Annotated in this window: 18 protein-coding genes; 10 read left to right on the top strand and 8 right to left on the bottom strand. The window is 65.1% G+C overall.

Annotated elements, in window-relative coordinates:
* Positions 1-25: 25 nt before the first annotated feature.
* Positions 26-412, bottom strand: a complete 387-nt coding sequence (locus CMASS_RS05290) for an RNA polymerase-binding protein RbpA (protein ID WP_022861972.1) — start codon at positions 410-412, stop codon at positions 26-28.
* 150 nt (positions 413-562) lie between these two features.
* Between CMASS_RS05290 and CMASS_RS05285 the strand changes: the two genes are divergently transcribed.
* From CMASS_RS05285 to CMASS_RS05275, 3 genes are all read left to right on the top strand, one after another.
* Entirely contained in the window at positions 563-904 is a 342-nt protein-coding gene (locus CMASS_RS05285; RefSeq protein WP_022861971.1) for a zinc finger MYND domain-containing protein, read from the top strand.
* 6 nt (positions 905-910) lie between these two features.
* Positions 911-1,609 carry a YceI family protein gene (locus CMASS_RS05280; RefSeq protein ID WP_022861970.1) on the top strand — a complete coding sequence of 233 codons (699 nt, stop codon included), beginning with the start codon at positions 911-913 and terminating at the stop codon, positions 1,607-1,609.
* A 171-nt stretch (positions 1,610-1,780) separates the two neighbouring features.
* Positions 1,781-2,701, top strand: a complete 921-nt coding sequence (locus CMASS_RS05275; protein WP_027018439.1) for a Dyp-type peroxidase — start codon at positions 1,781-1,783, stop codon at positions 2,699-2,701.
* Positions 2,702-2,741: 40 nt separating this feature from the next.
* On the opposite strand, the gene CMASS_RS05270 is transcribed toward CMASS_RS05275, so the two are convergent.
* On the bottom strand, positions 2,742-4,055 hold the full coding sequence (locus tag CMASS_RS05270; RefSeq protein WP_022861968.1) for a class I SAM-dependent methyltransferase: 1,314 nt from the start codon (positions 4,053-4,055) through the stop codon (positions 2,742-2,744).
* A 220-nt stretch (positions 4,056-4,275) separates the two neighbouring features.
* On the opposite strand from CMASS_RS05270, the gene CMASS_RS05265 reads away from it, so the two are divergent.
* Complete coding sequence (locus CMASS_RS05265; RefSeq protein ID WP_022861967.1) at positions 4,276-5,619, top strand: NAD(P)/FAD-dependent oxidoreductase; 1,344 nt, start codon at positions 4,276-4,278, stop codon at positions 5,617-5,619.
* 126 nt (positions 5,620-5,745) lie between these two features.
* A complete protein-coding gene (locus tag CMASS_RS05260; RefSeq protein ID WP_022861966.1) occupies positions 5,746-7,299 on the top strand; it encodes a bifunctional hydroxymethylpyrimidine kinase/phosphomethylpyrimidine kinase in 1,554 nt (517 codons plus the stop codon).
* Between the two features lie 69 nt (positions 7,300-7,368).
* On the opposite strand, the gene CMASS_RS05255 is transcribed toward CMASS_RS05260, so the two are convergent.
* A complete protein-coding gene (locus tag CMASS_RS05255) occupies positions 7,369-7,971 on the bottom strand; it encodes a class I SAM-dependent methyltransferase (RefSeq protein ID WP_022861965.1) in 603 nt (200 codons plus the stop codon).
* A gap of 114 nt (positions 7,972-8,085) precedes the next feature.
* Here CMASS_RS05255 and corA point away from each other — a divergent pair, with 114 nt between their 5' ends.
* Entirely contained in the window at positions 8,086-9,162 is a 1,077-nt protein-coding gene (gene corA / locus CMASS_RS05250) for a magnesium/cobalt transporter CorA (RefSeq protein WP_022861964.1), read from the top strand.
* Positions 9,163-9,196: 34 nt separating this feature from the next.
* Here corA and CMASS_RS05245 read toward each other — a convergent pair whose 3' ends face one another.
* Positions 9,197-9,691: a PaaI family thioesterase gene (locus CMASS_RS05245; protein ID WP_022861963.1), complete on the bottom strand. Its 495-nt coding sequence runs from the start codon at positions 9,689-9,691 to the stop codon at positions 9,197-9,199.
* Positions 9,692-9,750: 59 nt separating this feature from the next.
* On the opposite strand from CMASS_RS05245, the gene gndA reads away from it, so the two are divergent.
* From gndA to CMASS_RS05225, 4 genes are read left to right on the top strand one after another with little or no spacing between them, the layout of a single operon-like run.
* Complete coding sequence (gene gndA, locus CMASS_RS05240; RefSeq protein ID WP_022861962.1) at positions 9,751-11,211, top strand: NADP-dependent phosphogluconate dehydrogenase; 1,461 nt, start codon at positions 9,751-9,753, stop codon at positions 11,209-11,211.
* 43 nt (positions 11,212-11,254) lie between these two features.
* On the top strand, positions 11,255-12,667 hold the full coding sequence (locus tag CMASS_RS05235) for a DEAD/DEAH box helicase (RefSeq protein WP_022861961.1): 1,413 nt from the start codon (positions 11,255-11,257) through the stop codon (positions 12,665-12,667).
* 3 nt (positions 12,668-12,670) lie between these two features.
* A complete protein-coding gene (locus CMASS_RS05230; RefSeq protein WP_022861960.1) occupies positions 12,671-13,549 on the top strand; it encodes a hypothetical protein in 879 nt (292 codons plus the stop codon).
* A 41-nt stretch (positions 13,550-13,590) separates the two neighbouring features.
* Entirely contained in the window at positions 13,591-14,433 is an 843-nt protein-coding gene (locus tag CMASS_RS05225; RefSeq protein WP_022861959.1) for a vWA domain-containing protein, read from the top strand.
* Between the two features lie 164 nt (positions 14,434-14,597).
* Here the strand turns inward: CMASS_RS05225 and CMASS_RS05220 are convergent, their stop codons facing one another.
* The 4 genes from CMASS_RS05220 to odhI all read right to left on the bottom strand — a co-directional run bounded on the left by CMASS_RS05220 (position 14,598) and on the right by odhI (position 17,632).
* Positions 14,598-15,146, bottom strand: a complete 549-nt coding sequence (locus tag CMASS_RS05220) for a MerR family transcriptional regulator (protein WP_022861958.1) — start codon at positions 15,144-15,146, stop codon at positions 14,598-14,600.
* A 328-nt stretch (positions 15,147-15,474) separates the two neighbouring features.
* Complete coding sequence (locus tag CMASS_RS05215) at positions 15,475-16,275, bottom strand: bifunctional nuclease domain-containing protein (protein WP_022861957.1); 801 nt, start codon at positions 16,273-16,275, stop codon at positions 15,475-15,477.
* Positions 16,276-16,331: 56 nt separating this feature from the next.
* A complete protein-coding gene (ftsR, locus tag CMASS_RS05210) occupies positions 16,332-17,069 on the bottom strand; it encodes a transcriptional regulator FtsR (protein ID WP_022861956.1) in 738 nt (245 codons plus the stop codon).
* A 128-nt stretch (positions 17,070-17,197) separates the two neighbouring features.
* On the bottom strand, positions 17,198-17,632 hold the full coding sequence (gene odhI, locus CMASS_RS05205; protein ID WP_022861955.1) for an oxoglutarate dehydrogenase inhibitor Odhl: 435 nt from the start codon (positions 17,630-17,632) through the stop codon (positions 17,198-17,200).
* Positions 17,633-17,670 lie beyond the last annotated feature (38 nt).

Here is a 17,670-nt window from a genome sequence, read left to right as displayed (position 1 = left end):
GTCTAGTTAAAAGGGGCCGTAAAAGCTACTTCTTTTCCTTGGCTTCCTTTTCCTTCTGCTCCTTAAGCAGCTTGGCCGCGGTGCGGCGGCGCTTGCGCAGCTGGTCGATGCGCTCTTCAAGCAGCTCATCGAGTTCCTCAATGCTGCGGCGCTCGCGCAGCATGTCCCAGTGGGTGCGCGGCGGCTTGGTCGGCTTGGCCTCAACGCCTTCGCCCTCGACTAGGTGGCCCACCTTGCCGTTCTTGCACAGCCATTCCTCAGGGATTTCGGCGTCGTCCGCGAAGGGGACCTCATAGATCTCGCCGTCCTCGGTGCGATATTTGATCATCTGACGAGGAGCAAGGTCGTGGTCGCGGTCGGTTTCGTAGCTGACGGCGCCCATCCGGCTACCGCGAAGTACGCGATCTGCCATGCAACATCATCCTTTTCTCGTGGTCCCACTCAGTTTGGCCCTCAAAGGCAGTGCGCTCTTTAGAGCGCACCATTCGTAAGAGCTACAAGTATAACGAAGACGCAACGCCGTTTGTTCCTGGCCCCGTATAGATGGTTTAGAGTTGGAGCGGTGACACGTACGACGAGCAGGGAACGCAAAGCCCCGCAGTGCAACTGGTGCGGCAAGGGCATGCCCACGCAGACGCGCGGCAGGCCGCGCAAGTACTGCAGCGCCGCGTGCAAGCAGCGGGCGTGGGAGCAGCGCCACAACGTCGTGGGAACGCCGATCCCGCAGGACGCCGTCATCATGACTCCGGACAAGGCGGCGGCGTTTCAGGACGGACTGTTTGAACTGCGCTGTGGCGCGGAGGACGTCGCGACGGCCGCCGGTGAGGGAGCGTCCGCTGAAGAGATCCAGCAACTGTGTGAGGAGCTCGTCGCGGTAGCGCGCCGACTTGAGGATATGAGGTAGGCAGAAATGAAAAGCATCTTTTATAACCGCAAGCTCATGATCACCATCTTCGCCGTGTTGATCGTGATCTGTACACTGTTTGCGCTGGTCCCGCTAGCTTTTTCCATTTTTTCGGGCGCCGGCGTGAAGACCGAGCCGGTGAATCCGGACGGCGCCAAGGCGGCGTCGGAAGACATTAACGGCGAGTGGCACGTGACCAAGGGCGATCCGAAGAACTTCAGCTCTGTGGGCTTTACCATCCACGAGATCCTGCCGGCTGAAGACACCGTGACGTCCGGGTCGACGACCGACGTGGACGGCACGGTGACGGTCAGCGACAACACGCTGCGGGATGCAGACGTGACGGTCAACATGGACGCGTTGACTACGGACAAGAAGGTGCGCGACCAGAACATGAAGTCGAAGCTGCTGGAGACGGACAAGTACCCGGAGGCGACCTTCCGCGTGACCAAGCCAGTGGATCTGGCTGCCGTGCCTGACGATGGTTCCATGGGCCAGGTCGACATCACCGGCGAGCTGACGGTGAAGGATCAGACCAAGCCCGTCACGGAGACGTTCGACGTGCTGCGCGACGGCGACCACTTGGTCGTCGGCGGCGACGTTCATTTCAGCCGCGATGATTTCGGCATCGAGACGCCGGACATGATCGCGGCGAAGATCGACCAGGACGGTGCGATCAACGTGCGCCTGAACCTGGAGAAATAGTCGTCTTTTCGTCAGTGTGACTAAAAGAGGTGCTGCATCTGGACGAGGCCGGAAGGTCGCCCAGAGCGCATCTCCCAGTCAAAATGTCCGATAATGTACATTATGTCATTTTAGGACTCGCATAGGATCACTCGTCCCGGTCGGTCCGCCCCCGCCCCTATAGTGGTCTACATGTCTTTCCAACACATTGTGGACAAGCCTTCCCGGAACGCGATCTTCCTCGTTCTCAAAATCACGCCCGGCCGTGCCAACGACGTGCGCGCGGTTCTCGATGAGTACAAAGACTTGGTCAAGTCCGTCGCGTTCCGTAACCCCGAGGCAGATCTCTTCAGTGTGCTCGGCATCGGCTACGACGCATGGCCGCTTCTTACCAGCGCGCCGCGCCCGTCGCTTCTACAGCCCTTCCAAGAGATCGTCGGCCCGCGCCACACCGCGCCCGCGACGGACGGCGATCTTCTCTTACACCTGCGCGCCGAGGAATTCGACATGTGCCACGAGATGGCGCGCGTCCTCCTGCGCCGCTTCGGCAGCGCCGTGAGCATCCTGGATGAAACCCACGGCTTCAAGTACTTCGACCGCCGCGACCTTCTCGGCTTCGTCGACGGCAGCGCGAACCCGGTCTCTGACAACGCCGGCGAGAACGTCTTCCTCCCGCAAGAGGCCGACTACCCCGGCGGTACTTACGTAACAGTACAAAAATACCTCCACGATATCCAGGCCTGGGACGAGCTCAGTGTGGAAAGCCAGGAAGATGTCGTGGGCCGCACCAAGCTGGACAACATCGAGCTGCCCGCAGATAAGAAACCGGCGGACTCACACGTGGCGGTCAACGAAAATGATGGGCGCATGTACCGCGAGAACATGGTCTTTGGCAGCTTCCAGGACGATGTGACCGGCACGTACTTTATCGGCTACGTCCGCGACCCGGAGCGCATCACCAAGCGCCTGCGCAAGATGTTCGCCGGCGATCCGGACGGGAAGTTCTCCCACGACCGGATCCTGGATTTCTCCACCGCTTTAACCGGCACAAACTTCTTCGTGCCGAGCGTGAACATGATGGACGATTTCAAAGAGCTGCCGCCGGCGCACTAACGCTGGTTCGCTGCCGCCGTCTTCGCCTCGCCGTCGCTGGCTATCGCCGGCCGCCACGGTTGCGGCGGACTGCGGTGAACTGCACGGAGTCAATCATGCCCTCGCGCATGAGCGCCTCGCGCAGCGCCAGCTGGTAGGTCCACAGCCGCCGGAACACGGCGTCGAACCCGCTGGCCGCCGCCTCGCGCAGCTGGCCGCTGAAAAAGGATCGCTGCATAGCCAGCGACTCCGCGGCGTGCGCCCCCGTGTGGGTCTCGGCAATGATGCGTAGGCCGGAATGGCGGTCGACTAGGCGGTGCACGGCACTCGTCTCGGGGTAGTCCAGCCCCGGCCAGATATACGCGCGCAAAGCGCCAAGTGCGCCCTTGCCCGCCGCGGTGAGCGCCGGCGTAGCCACGGTCGATTGCAGCACCGCACGGCCCCCGGGCGCGAGCATCCGGTCGAGCCCGCCGACTAGTACGCGGCGCTGGCTGTCCGTTGCCGCGGCCAACTTGTCTATCACGACGATTCCGTCGTAGCGCCCGCGCCACTGCTGCGGACCCGGCACCGCCTGTTCGATGACCGCGGCATGCACCGAGTCCTCTACCCCGGCGTAAATGGCCGCGTCTTTGAGGCCGGGCAAGAAATCCTCGTCGGCGGTGAGGATGTCCACGGTCGCGCGCCGCTCGGCCGCATTCACCGCTGCCGCGACGCCGGCGCCCGGGTACACCAAGAGGTGTGTGCCGGGGGTGACCTCGGCGGCATCGAGAAGCTGGTGCGTGGCCCGCCGCTGGGCGGCAGCCAAGTCGTCGCGATCCACCTGACGCGGTTCGTCGTAGGTGCGCACATCCACGAAATGGGTCTTGGGCTCTCCCCGACGTCCCGCCCCAGGCGCGTAGCTGTCCACGCTGGTGCGCGTGGTCGTGGGAATGCCGCTGGCGAAGATTCCGCCGTAATCGGTCAGCCCATCGCCGGAATAGCGCTCCAGCAGGCTCAGCGGGATCTCCCCGCCCGGATCCGGCGAGCGGCTCACCTTCTTGCTGCGCGGGTGGTAACCGGACCGGAGTAGCTTGCGCAGGACGACCACTAACCCATCGCTATCCGGGGTATCCCATTCCCCGGCCAGGTAGGACTCAGCAAGGCCGAGCCAGCCGTCGCGGGCGATGCGGCAAAACAGCGCGTCCTCGTAGATGGTGAGCTCGGGCCCATCCGGCGCCACCCCACCGTCCAGCTCGATGTCGCCCCGCGCGCAGGCGGTCGCGAACTCGGCTTCGGCGCGGCGGGCACGCAGGCGGATGAGACGGCCGGAGGGCACGTTCGCTACTCGCGGCCACGCCGCGGCGTCGATGGCGGCGCGCTTTGATTCGCCAGTCACTGTGGGAGCGGCCCTCCTTCCCTCACCGAGGCGACGTGTTGGGTGTGTGCATATCGTACTTTTCCCCGGCGCAGTTTCCATGAGCGACGTGCCACGAAAACCGTCCGGGCGTACTAAATAATCCGGGGTATGTGTGCTCCGCCACGCTTTTGTGTTTAGACTGGTGTGGTTCCTAGAAGTGTGTATGTGTCCGAAAAGTAGTTAGAGAGGCGTTTGCATCATGGCTAACTCTGCTTACCGTCCCGCTGGTGATCGCCACCACGTCGTTGTGATCGGCGCTGGCCTCGGCGGCCTGTCGGCCGTTCAGAAGCTGAAGAACGCGGATGTCGATGTCACGGTCATCGACAAGAAGAATCACCACCTGTTCCAGCCGATGCTCTACCAGGTCACCACCGGCCTGATCTCCGCCTCGGACGTCGCACCCTCCATCCGCCAGCTGCTGGATGGCCAGGACAACGCCGACTTCATCAACGGCGAAGTTACTGACATCGACGTCAACGGCCAGACCGTCACCGCGAATCTTGCGGGCACCGAGCGCGTCGTCTCCTACGACTCCCTCATCGTCGCCGCTGGCTCCAACCAGTCCTACTTCGGCAACGACCACTTCGCCGAGTTCGCCCCGGGCATGAAGACGCTGGATGACGCCCTGGAGATCCGCTCCACCATCCTGACCGCCTTCGAGAAGGCAGAGATGACCGATGACCCGGCCGAGCGCGAGCGCCTTTTGACCTTCATCATCGTCGGAGCCGGCCCGACCGGCGTGGAGCTGGCCGGCCAGGTCGCCGAGCTGGCCCACCGCACGCTGACCAAGAAGTACTCCCAGTTCGGCCCCGAGGCCGCCAAGATCTACTTGCTGGACGGAGCGCCGCAGGTCCTGCCGCCGTTTGGCAAGCGCCTCGGCCGCAAGGCCCAGCGCACCCTGGAGAAGGCCGGCGTGACCGTCCGCCTCAACGCGATGGTCTCCAACGTCGACGACAACTCGGTGACCTACAAGACCAAGGACGGCAACGAGACCACCATCGAGGGCTTTACCAAGATCTGGTCCGCCGGCGTTGCCGCGTCCCCGCTGGGCAAGCTCATCGCCGACCAGGTGGACGGCGTCGAGGCCGACCGCGGTGGCCGCGTGGCCGTCAACGAGGACCTCACCGTGGGCGACAAGGACAACGTCTACATCATCGGTGACATGATCAACCTGAACAAGCTGCCGGGCCTCGCCCAGGTGGCCATGCAGGGTGGCGCGCACGCCGCGAAGCTCATCGCCGCGAAGACCGACGAGGAGTCCACCGCCGACGAAAAGGAGCCCTTCGACTACTTCGACAAGGGCACCATGGCGATCATCAACCGCTTCAACGCGGTGGCCAAGATCGGCAAGACCGAGCTGCACGGCCTCATCCCGTGGCTGATGTGGCTGGGCGTCCACGGCGCCTACCTGTCCGGCATCCGCAACCGCGCGTTCGCCGTGGCGGAGTGGATGATCAACGTCTTCTCCTCCCACCGCGGCAACCTGGAAATCACCCAGCAGCAGCGCGTGGCTCGCCGCGCTCTCGACTACGACGCGAAGTAACCCGCACTCCTCGCCGGCTTTTCCAGCTAGCAGACGAGTGGGATGAAAAGGCCTCCCTGAGGGAGGCCTTTTTGTTATCGTCGCAGGCAATCTCACTTTTTCACCTCAGCTTGCGAAGGAGAGACCATGCCCGCTGCACGCCACCACGCCCCCATCCCCCGCGTTCTATCCATCGCCGGTACGGATCCCTCGGGCGGCGCGGGCATTCAGGCTGATCTGAAGTCCATCTCGGCCACGGGCGGGTACGGGATGTGCGTGACCACGTCCCTGGTGGCGCAAAACACCCAGGGCGTGCGGTCCATTCACAACCCGCCCGTGGAGTTTCTCACCGAGCAGCTCGCCGCCGTGTCCGACGACGTCGAGGTGGACGCGGTGAAGATCGGCATGTTGGGCAGCGCCGAGGTCACCGAGACCGTAGAGGCGTGGCTTGCCTCGCTTGCCGATGACCTCCCCGTAGTCCTCGACCCAGTCATGGTGGCCACCAGCGGGGATCGCCTTTTGGAAGAGGACGCGGAGGACGCCATCAAGAAGCTGTGCGCGAAGGTCACGGTCATTACGCCGAACCTTCGCGAGCTGGCCGTGCTCACCGGCACCGAAATGGCGGACAGCCTCGATGCCGCCATCGAGACGGCAAAGAAGTGGGCGGCGGACAACGACACCGCGGTCATCGTCAAGGGCGGGCACCTGACCTCCGGCGGCGCGGACAACGCGTGCGTGCGCCCGGATGGGCAGGTCCACCATGTCCCCTCCCCGCGCGTGGACACGCCGCACACGCACGGTACCGGGTGCTCCCTCTCCTCCGCCCTGGCCACGCGCTTGGGCGCCGGGGACTCTTTAGAAGACGCCCTGGCGTATTCCACCCACTGGCTGCACGAGGCGATTGTGCACGCGCACAAGCTGCAGGTGGGCAAGGGTAACGGGCCGGTGGATCACTTCCACCGGCTGCGGCGGCTGGAAAAGGCCGCAAGCACCACGCCGGCGCAGTACCTGGTCGCCGCTAACCCGTGGGAGCCATCGGGCACGAAGGCCTCCGCGCCGCGGATTGCGCCGAGCGGCGAGTTCACCCGGGCGCTGTGGGAGGCCACCGGCGACGTGTGGGCGGAGCTAGTGGATCTCGATTTCATCCGTGACCTGCGGTCCGGTGAACTCCGGCGCGAGGATTTTCTGTTCTACCTGGCCCAGGACGCGCACTACTTGAACCAGTATTCGAAGGCGCTGGCGAAGGTGGCGATGAACTCGCCGGAAGCCCACGCACAGGTCTTCTGGGCGCATGCCGCGGCCGATTGCGTCGAGGTGGAGGCCGCCCTGCACCGCGAGTGGCTCGGCGACGCGGACGAGGCGGCCCCGTCTCGGGTCACGGCCGCCTACACGGACTTTCTGGTCGCACGCGCTGCGACGGAGAACTACGTGGTCGGCGCAGCGGCGGTACTGCCCTGCTTCTGGCTGTACGCGGAGATCGGCTTGTACCAGGCGGATGCCAACGGCCCGGATCACCCGTACGCCAGCTGGCTGGACATGTACGGCGGCGACGACTTCGTTGCCGAAACCGCTCGGGCAATCGAATTGTTGGAACAGGCGCTGCAGGAAGCGACCCCGCGGGAGCGTGACGCCGCTGCGCGCGCCTACCTCACCGCTTCCTGGCATGAGGTCGACTTCTTCGACCAGGCGTCCCGCCGCTAGAGCGCCACGGCGCTACCCCGTGACGCGGCTCATTCTTCAGCCCCCGTAACGCGGCTCGTCAGAGCCGCGTTACGCTAACAAGTTCGCCCCCGGCCGCGACAGCACGGCGACGAGGAACGTCGAGGTCGCGGAAAACACCTGCAGGTCCCACGACGAGAATGTGGAGTCGACCTGGAAGCCGACGGACTGAGCGGTGGTCAAAAAGTCGTCGAACGACCAGCCGCGCCCAGAGCCGAAGCCGACGACGAAGCGCCCACCCGGTTTCAGGGACTGGAAGATGTTCCGCAGGGCGGGCTCGCGGCCGTCCTCGGCGAGGAAGCCCATCACGTTCCCGGCGGAGACGGCCAAGTCGAAGTCGCCTTCCGGGATGTCGTCCGCGCTCAAGTCCCCGACCACCCACTCGACGTCGGGGAAGTCGTGCTCGGCGTGCTCGATAAGTAGCGGGTCGATGTCCACGCCGACGACCTCGTGCCCGCGGCGGGCCAGCTCCCCGCCCACGCGGCCGGTACCGCAGCCGGCGTCGAGGATGCGTGAATGGCGTTCTGACATGGCATCGGCAAGCCTGGCCTCGCCGTGAACATCCTTGCCTTGCGCTGCAAGCATGCGCCACCGGCGGGCGTAGTTCTGCGAATGGCTGGGGTCGGCGTCCGTGAGATCTTTCCAGGTAGGCATGGCACACAGTCTAGTGGGCGCGGGGTGTAGTATTTTGCACGCCATATGCACCGTGCCGAGCGTCATAGCGCGGTGTGCAGCTGTCCGACGCACCCCCACCCAAGGAGGCCCTCGATGCCCTCAGTACCCAAGCCATTTCGCGGGCTGACAAAGAAAAGCGGTGGGAAGCGACCGGCCAGCAGCATCCGCGTGCCCGCGGAGCAGGCGATCGAATCGTGCCGCGTGTTCATCGACGGCGAGGCACTCCCCGGCAACTACACGCCGCAGGCTGCCCGAGAGAAGATCGACGAGTACGGCCGCGGGTTCATCTGGGTGAGTCTGCACGCGCCGATGGAAGCGCAGATGACGAAGATCGCGCTGCAGTTCGGCATCCACGAGCTGATCGTCGAAGACGCCGTACAGGCCCACCAGCGGCCGAAACTGGAGCGCTACGAGGACCAGCTGTTCGTCGTGGCCCGCTCGGTGCGCTACCGCGACCACGACGAGGTGTCCGATACCCGCCAGATCATCTCCACCGGCGAGATCCAGATGGTCATCGGGCCGAGCTTTATTATCACCATTCGCCACGGCGCGAAGATCCCGGACCTGGAAAGCCGGCTGGTCGGCGATGAGGAGTTGGTCACCGCGGGGCCGATTGCTATCTGTTGGAAAATCCTCGATGTCATCGTGGACACCTACGCCACGATTACGGACGAGCTGTCCGAGGAGGTCGACTCCATCGAAGAGGAAGTCTTCACCCCCGGCATGCAGTTCAACATCGACAGGATTTACAGCTACAAGCGAGAGATCCTCGAGATGAAGCACGCGATCAACCCGCTGGCGCCCGCGCTGAAGGCACTGCACAGCGAGAATAAGGACATGGTGCCGAAAAACATCCGCTCCTACCTGCGCGATGTCTACGACAACGAGCTCGTCGTCCGCGACCAGGTCGCCGGGTTCGATGAACGCCTGTCTTCGCTTCTCGATGCCTCCGTGGCCAAAGTATCCATCCAACAGAACCAGGACATGCGCACCATCTCCGCGGTGGTCGGCATGGCCGCGGGCCCGACGATGATCGCCGGCATTTACGGCATGAACTTCGACGTCATGCCGGAGCTGCACCTCCAGCACGGCTACCTATACGCGCTCATCGCAATGGTCTTGGTCGTTGCGGTGATGTTCTGGTGGTTCCGGCGCAACGACTGGTTATAGGTCTAGAGCCTTCTAGAGGCGAGCCCTCCAGCGGCTAGCCTTCCAACGCCATGGTGCGCAGCCGGCTGACCGCCACGACTCGATCGCCGTGGGTCATGGTCACCTCCCACAGGTGGGTCCGCCGGCCGAGGTGGCAGGGCACCGCCCGGGCTTTCAGCACGCCTTCGCTGGTGGGCCGCAGAAAGTCCGTGCTGTTGTTGACCCCGACCATGGGGCGCCCGGCGGCGGCGACGCTGGCCGCTGATCCGACGGATTCCGCCAGCGCCGTATACGTGCCGCCGTGGGTGGCGCCGAACGGCTGGTGCAGCCGGTCCGTGAGCTCGACTTCCGCGCGTGCTTCCCGCGGGCTTAGGTGCGTCCACCGCACGCCGAGGAGCGCCTCGAGCCCGGTGCTCGCCGCGTTGAGCGCCGCCAGCTCGGCGCGGTTAAGTTCGCTCTGGTGGGCGGCCTGCAAAAGTTCTGTGAGTGGGCGGGGCGGGGTGGCTTCCCCTCCGGTGTGTGCTGCTGCCGAGCGGTTCGCGGTATCCATACATCGAGATACTACGGCAGACCGCCACGGCGCAGACGGGCTGCCGTAAACTGGGCCGCATGACTGAGCAGACGGAACTTGCGGATATTGGCGTCGTTGGACTCGCGGTGATGGGCTCGAACCTGGCCCGGAACTTCGCGCGCAACGGCAACACGGTCGCGGTGTACAACCGCAGCACGGAAAAGACGGACGCGCTCATGGACGCCTACGGCACGGAGGGTAACTTCATGCCGTCGAAGACGGTGGAGGATTTCGTCGCCTCGCTCAAACGCCCGCGCAAGGCGATCATCATGGTTCAGGCCGGCGCGGCCACCGACGCGGTCATCGACCAGCTGGCACGCGCGATGGACGAAGGCGACATCATCATCGACGGCGGCAACGCCAACTTCACCGACACCATCCGCCGCGAAAAGGAGATGACCGCGCGCGGCATCCACTTCGTCGGCGCGGGCATTTCCGGCGGTGAGGAAGGCGCGCTCAACGGCCCGTCCATCATGCCAGGCGGCCCGGCCGAAAGCTGGGAGACCCTGGGCCCCGTCCTGGAGTCGATTGCCGCGAACGTCGACGGCACCCCGTGCGTGACCCACATCGGTCCGGACGGCGCCGGCCACTTCGTCAAGATGGTGCACAACGGCATCGAGTACGCCGACATGCAGGTCATCGGCGAGGCCTACCAGCTCCTGCGCTACGGCGTGGGTCTCGCGCCGCAGGAGATCGCGGACATCTTCACCGAGTGGAACGCGGGCGACCTCGACTCCTACCTCATCGAAATCACCGCGGAGGTCCTCCGCCAAGAAGACAAGCGCACCGGCAAGCCGTTCATCGACGTCATCGTCGATGCAGCCGGCCAGAAGGGCACGGGCCGCTGGACCGTGAAGGAGGCGCTGAATCTGGGCGTTCCCACCACCGGCATCGGCGAGGCCGTCTTCGCCCGCGCGCTTTCCTCCGCAACCGCGCAGCGCGAAGCCGCCCAGCGCATCGGCCTGCCGGAGGGGACGACAGAGACCTTCGCCGACCTGGGTATCGACCGCGGCGAGTTTATCGAGGATGTGCGCCGGGCTCTGTACGCCTCCAAGCTCGTGGCCTACGCCCAGGGCTTCGACGAGATCAACGCCGGCTCGCAGGCCCATGACTGGAACATCCAGCCGGGCGAGCTGGCCAAGATCTGGCGCGGCGGCTGCATCATCCGCGCGAAGTTCCTGGACCGCATCACCGAGGCCTTCGCCAACGACCCAGAGCTGCCGTCGCTCCTGCTCGATCCGTACTTCAAGGGCGAGCTGGACCACGGGCTTATCGATTCCTGGCGCCGCGTCGTTGTCACCGCCACCCGCCTGGGCCTGCCGGTACCGGTGTTCGCCTCCTCGCTGTCGTACTACGACTCCCTGCGCGCCGACCGCCTACCGGCCGCCCTCATCCAGGGCCAGCGCGACTTCTTCGGCGCGCACACCTACCGCCGCGTGGACATGGAAGGCACGTTCCACACCGCGTGGTCGGGTGACCGCGAGGAAGTCTCCTACTAGTGAGTACGGAAAAGTAGTCCGCGCCGGTTAAACTTTTCCGGCGATGACTACTTTTTCTGATCTTGGCCTCCCCCGCCCCATCGTCGCGGAGCTTTCCCGGCAGGGCATGGCGGAGGCTTTTCCTATTCAGGCCGCGGCCATTCCCGATGCGCTGGCCGGCCGTGACGTGCTCGGGCGCGGCCCCACCGGCTCGGGTAAGACCCTGGCCTTCGGGCTTCCCCTCCTCGCCCAGCTTGCCGATGCCGCCTCCGGCGTCTCCCGCCCCGCCAAGCCGCGCGGGCTCATTCTCGCGCCCACCCGGGAGCTCGCCCAGCAAATCCACCAGCGCCTCGATCCGATGGCGGCCGCGGTCGGGCTGCGCGTGCTGTGCTTCGTCGGCGGCGTCAACATCAACCGCCACATCCGCCAACTGGCCCGCCCAGTCGACTTGCTGGTGGCCACTCCGGGCCGCGCGCTGGACCTAGTGCGCCAGGGCAAGCTCTCGCTTTCCGATGTCCGCTTCACCGCCCTCGACGAAGCCGACCAGATGGCCGACATGGGGTTCATTCCCCAGGTGCGCGCGTTGTTGCGCGATACCCAGCCTGATGGGCAGCGACTGTTTTTCTCCGCCACGCTCGACGATGACGTTGCGGCGCTCGTCGACGACTTCCTGGACAACCCCGTTACGCATTCCACCGCGCCCGCTGCCGCCGCCGTGGACACGATGCGCCACGCCCTTATCCGCGTGGGCTCGCGTGAGCGGCGCAACGACGTGGTCGCGCGCATCGCCGGCCGGGCGGGCAAGACCATCATGTTCATGCGCACCAAGCACGGCGTGGACCGGCAGGTGAAAAAGCTCCGGCGCGTAGGACTCAATGCGCTGCCGCTGCACGGCGACAAGTCGCAGGGCGCCCGCGAGCGTGCCATCACCGGTTTCCAGGACGGGTCGGTTCCCATCCTCGTGGCCACGGACATCGCCGCTCGCGGCATCGATATTCACGACGTCTCCCTCGTCGTGCACGTCGACCCGCCGGCCGAGCACAAGGCGTACCTGCACCGGGCGGGGCGCACCGCCCGCGCCGGTTCGGCCGGCACCGTGGTCACCCTGGTCATGGACGAACAGACCGACGAGGTGGACGCGCTTTTGCGCAAGGCCAAAGTCACCGCCGAGGTCGTGGACATCAGCGACGCCCCGCTTGACGATGCCGCCTTCCTCGCCCTCACCGGCGCCACCCCACATCCCCCGCAGGGCGCGCCCCTGCCGCCGCCTGGGGCCCAGCCGGATGGCGGAGCGGATGCGCGCGGGCGCGCTGGCAAGTCCAAGTCCGGCAACTCCGGCGGGCGCACGTCAGGCGGACGCGGGTCCGGACGCGGGAAGCCCGGTCGCGGAAAGCCCAGTCGCGCACAGGTCACTCGTGGAAAGGCCCCTCGCGGCAAACACGGCGGCCCACGACACAACGGACGGAAACGGAGGTAGAACGTGCACGTACTCAGCGCCGACCAATGGTCGGAGGCGATGGCCGCGCACACAGCGCGGGCGAACGACCGCCTCGCGCGGTTCCGTCATCCCGGTGAGTATCACCCCGTTTACGACTTCCTTTTCGAGTACTACCCGGTACGCCCCAGCCACCTGCGGCGCTGGCACCCAGGCGTGGGAGTCGCGCTGGCGCCATCCAGCCAGGGCTCAGCGCAGCGCACGCCTCCCCATGCCGAGTGGCGCGATTACACCACGAGCACCAACGGCGTGACCTTGGACGTGGAGTCGTTTTTCGCCCGCCGCGGTGACTCGGTGCGCTACATGCGTGACCTCATCGCGCGTTCGCGGACGAACCCCGCCCAGTTTGGCTGCTTCGGGCTGCATGAATGGGCCATGCTCTACCACGCGGACACGCCGCGACACGACCTGCCGCTGCGGCTCGGCCGCGCAGGCACCAACCAGGTCGTGGACACCCACCGCATCAAGTGCACCCATTACGATGCGTTTCGTTTTTTCACCCCGCCCGCGCGGTCGCTCAACCTGACCGTGCTCACCCGGGAGGGCCAGCCCGCCTCGGATCAGCCCGGCTGCGTTCACGCCACGATGGACCTGTACAAGTGGGCGTGGAAACTCGGGCCGCTCGTTCCCGGCGAGCTGTTTCTCGATGCCCTCGATCTCGCCATCGACGCCCGAGTGCTGGACATGGAGGCCTCCCCCTACGATTGCCGCGGGTTGGGTTTTGGTGTGGTGCCCATCGAAACGCCGGCGGGCAAGACGGAATACGTGCGGCGCCAGCGGGATCTGGCGCGCCGGGCAGAACCGATTCGGGACCGGCTTGTCGCACTGATCGACCACGCGGAAGCAATTAGAATGAACGTCTAAATTGCCGTCTGGGCACGCACCGAGGAAGGATTGGTCTCACTGTGGCTCGTCACGCCAATGGGAAAAACACGTACGCGGTCGCAGGGTGGGTCATCGCTGTCGCGGTAATCGCGGCGGTTGCGCTCATCGCCGCCCTGGTGTGGGCGCTCACCCGCGGTGGTTCTGGGACCGATGATGCCGCACAGGCCGAGGGGTCTGTCGCCGCGAGCAAAGCCGGCTCCCAAGACGCGGCGTCGGCCGCGACGTCGGAGACGAAAACCGAGTCTGGGTCTGAGTCAGCAGAACCCGCCACGTCCTCGAGTAAGGCACCAGCATCGTCGACCGCGCCGGCATCGACAGGCTCAGCGGACACGCTTTTGCTTCTGGATACTTCCGACGCGCTGGCACCAAACTTCGATCCAGTGACGGGCGCTGCGGCCGATGCCGCCCAGAGTCTTGGCGAGAAGAACAAACAGGTCGCGCTGTGGAACTACTCCTCGCCGATCAACCCGGGCGTACAGGTGGGCTATCGCACCAACCTGAACTTCGGTCCAGGCGCGGACGCCGCCGGCGCGGTCACCCAGTTCGGCACCGGTGGTGTCCCGCAGACGCGTTCTGCGGTTATCGCCGCGGTCCAGGCCGCCAGCGACCACTCCCAGCAGACTAACGATACGACCCGCGTCCTCGTGGTCACGACCGGCACCAAGGACGATCTCGACGACAAGGCGTTTGCCGATGCCCTGAAGGACGCCAAGGGCGACAAGGTACAGCTGTCCGTCGTGCACCTGGGCAAGGACGGCGCCGATGAGCAGCTCGAAGCAGCTGCCGATGGCTACAGCACAGTGGACACGCCGGGTGATAAGAAGGCCGTCTCCCAGGCGCTGCGCGAGGCGGCGGGTATTTAGAAATCCGGGCGCGCTAGCTGGGGTTTGCCAGCTTCCTGCCCTTGCCAATCCTCCGCGGCCTAAGAGTCCGCGATCGCGAAAGCCGCGCCCGCTCGTTGCGGACGCGGCCTTTTTGAACCCGCGTTGTAGGCGGCGAGTATCCCCCGCCGCCGAGGGAGTTTACGCTAGGACGTCTTCCGGTTGCGCAGGGCTGCCAGCTCGTCAATGGCGGCCACATTGTCCTCGACCACCTCGTCGATGCGCTCGGATGGGAAGTCGGCGATGGTGCCGGACAGCTCCTTCATAATGCCCGGGACGGCAATGCCGAATACGCCCTGGCCGCCGCCCAGAAGGTCAATGACCTCGTCGGCGGAGCGGCACTCGTAGACGGTCGTCCCGTCGGAGACCAGGGTGAGCTCGGCGATGTCGTTGACACCGCGGTCGCGGAGGGAATCTACGGCCAAGCGGATGTTCTGCAGCGAGATGCCGGTATCGAGTAGGCGCTTGACAATCTTCAGCACCAGCACGTCCTTGAACGAGTACAGGCGTTGGGAACCAGAACCGCGCGCGTTGCGGATAGACGGCTTGACCAAGTTGGTGCGCGCCCAGTAGTCGAGCTGGCGGTACGTAATACCCGCGACCTGGCACGCGATGGGCACGCGGTAACCGACCTCTTCGTCGGGCCCGACGTCGAAGAGGGATTCCTGCACGGCGGAGTCTTGACTGTTGCTCACGTAATTACTCCCATGAAGTTTAAAGCGGGTTCCAAAGACTTATTTAAAGGCAACCCTAGCCCCTCGTCAACCCTAACTGGAGCAACACGCCGTTACTACAGGCACTTTAATCGCTTTGTTTACCGAAGCTTTACACAAACCACGCTAGTCACAGCTTTCACATTCGGCACACGTGCCCGCTCGCACAATGCGTCCGTGCTGTTGCACTACATGGGCCAATCCAACTCGAACCCAAATCAGATCCCACCGATCTAGCCCCGCCATTCCCAGGCGCTCCGCACGGAACAGGCGGTCAGTGCCCTCAGGCCACCCTACCCCCGGCCGCGAGCTAGTTGTCCTCTCGCGGATCGTTCTCCGGGTCGTCGTGGCCCAAGTCCTCCTCGGACAAACCGAGGGACCGCAGCATCTCCGAAAATTCCGCGTCGGCCTGCGCGTCGCCGGATGCGGAGGTGCTTTCTTGATCCCCGCCGGCACTCCGTTCGGCGGCTGCGGATTCATCGCCGCTGGAGCGCGCGGCCCCGGCATCCGGGCCAGACTCCCGCGCGCCTGAGCGTTCTGCACCCGAGGGGTCTCCGGCAGCTCCGGGGTCGCCGGTGCCTTGGCCCTTCGTGGCCGGGCCGTCTTCGCTCCCGCTGCCACCGTTCGTGTTGCCGTCGCTCGCGCCGGCATCCTCCGCGCCGTCATCGCTGCCACTGCCCTGCACGTCGAGGCCAAAGTACTCGCGCAGATCCGCCGCGGTGGCGTAGACCGTCGTCTCCTGCAAAACGTCACTGTCCGCGACGATGTCGACCCCAAAGTGGTTCGCCAGCACCAACGCGTCCGACACACGGGTATCCAGCTGGGTGTCGTTCCCCAACTCCACATCGACCATGAACACGCCCTCGTGGTAATGGGAAATAGTCACGGCCTCTACCCCGCCGAGCTGTTCGACGGCATCGATAAGCGTGTCGTACGTATCGGGGCGGCGGTGCTCAAAACCGGCGAGGCGTGCGTCGATGCGCGCGCCATCGATAGGCGACAGCCACACCGGCAGGATGCGGTCGTGGCCCGGCCAGATGAACAGCGCGCAGTAAAACTCCTCCGGCGCTAGCTGGTGAATACCTGCAAACCTAATGGCCTCGCTCGCCATGTCGCCTCCCCGCCTCGTCGAGTGTGGGTCTTAAAAATTAACGTGGGCGCGCCCCGCTAAAACTCACCGCGCAACGTGTTTTTTACCAACGTCGCGTGCAGGGAAACCACCAACGCCGTCATCTGCGACGAGATCTCCTCTGCCTGCTGGGCCGCGAGATCGGACTTCGAATTCGCCACCGGCGCGGCGACCTGGCTGATGAGGTCGGCCTGGCGCCGCGCGTTGTTGCGCAGCGACTTTAAGTGCTGCTCGGTAAGCCCAAAGCCCTTGAGTGCCTCCACAGTGGAGACGATAGCTACGTCGTCGGTGGTGAAAAAGCCCGACTGGTCCGCCTGAAGCAAGCCCAACTTCGCCAACGCGGCGACGGTCTCGATGTTGGAGTCGGCCTTGTCGGCCACGTCGGCATCGGTAAGACGGGTGGTCGCCGGGGCGCGGAAACGGGCGGGCTCGACCCACGGATTGGCCCGGCCCGCGCCGACGATGGCGGTCACCTGGCCGGAATCCATGGCCTCCAGCTGCTCGCGGATGACCTTCAGCGGCGTGTAGTTATCGCGCTGCGTGGTCAGAATGTAGCGCAACCGGTCAACGTCATCCTCAGTAAAGCGGCGGTAACCCGAGGCGGTGCGCTGCGGGGAGACGAGCCCTTCCGATTCCAGGAATCGGATCTTGGACACGGTGACATCTGGGAACTGCTGTCGCAGCTGCTCCAAGACGACGCCGATGGACATGGTCTTCGCGCGCTTGCGCCGCGGGCTGTTCGCTGCGGCGGACGAGGACGATTGTGCTGCACTCAAAGTACGATCTCTTGCTGGTTGTGGGTCGAAACTGCGTGTAAGGGTGGGCGAACCGAGGGAAAATGGTTGCGTAAAACCGGCGCTCCGGGCCGGTGGATGCCCGCAGCGCCGAGGAAAGAAGTTCTAGGTTACTTCTCGTTCGCGATGAAAACCAAGCGGAACTTACCGATCTGGATCTCGTCGCCCACCGCAAGCTCCTGGGAGTTACGCGGCTCGCGGTTGACGTAGGTGCCGTTGAGGGATCCGACGTCGACGACCTCGAAGGTATCGCCGTTCTTGCGGAACTCCGCGTGGCGGCGCGAGACGGTCACATCGTCGAGGAAGATGTCCGCCTCCGGGTGGCGGCCGGCGGTAGTGGTCTCCTGGTCAAGCAGGAAACGAGCGCCGGCGTTCGGGCCGCGCTTGACCACGAGGAGTGCCTGGCCCTCCGGGAGGTTATCCGCACCGGCAGCCGACGTGTCTGCAGCAGAGCTCGCTCCGCTCTCCATCTCCTTGAGCAGGTCCGCGCGGAAGACCGAAGTGGTCTCTGCCTGCTGCTCCGGGGCGTTGTTGTTCTCGCTCATTTTCTACCTCCGATAGTCGGCCTCGAAATAACTATCCC

Origin of the sequence: Corynebacterium massiliense DSM 45435 (assembly GCF_028609805.1) — a bacterium.
GTDB classification, from domain to species: domain Bacteria; phylum Actinomycetota; class Actinomycetes; order Mycobacteriales; family Mycobacteriaceae; genus Corynebacterium; species Corynebacterium massiliense.
The sequence above is the reverse complement of the archived record's forward strand: the minus strand, read 5'-3'. Positions and strand labels throughout refer to the sequence as shown.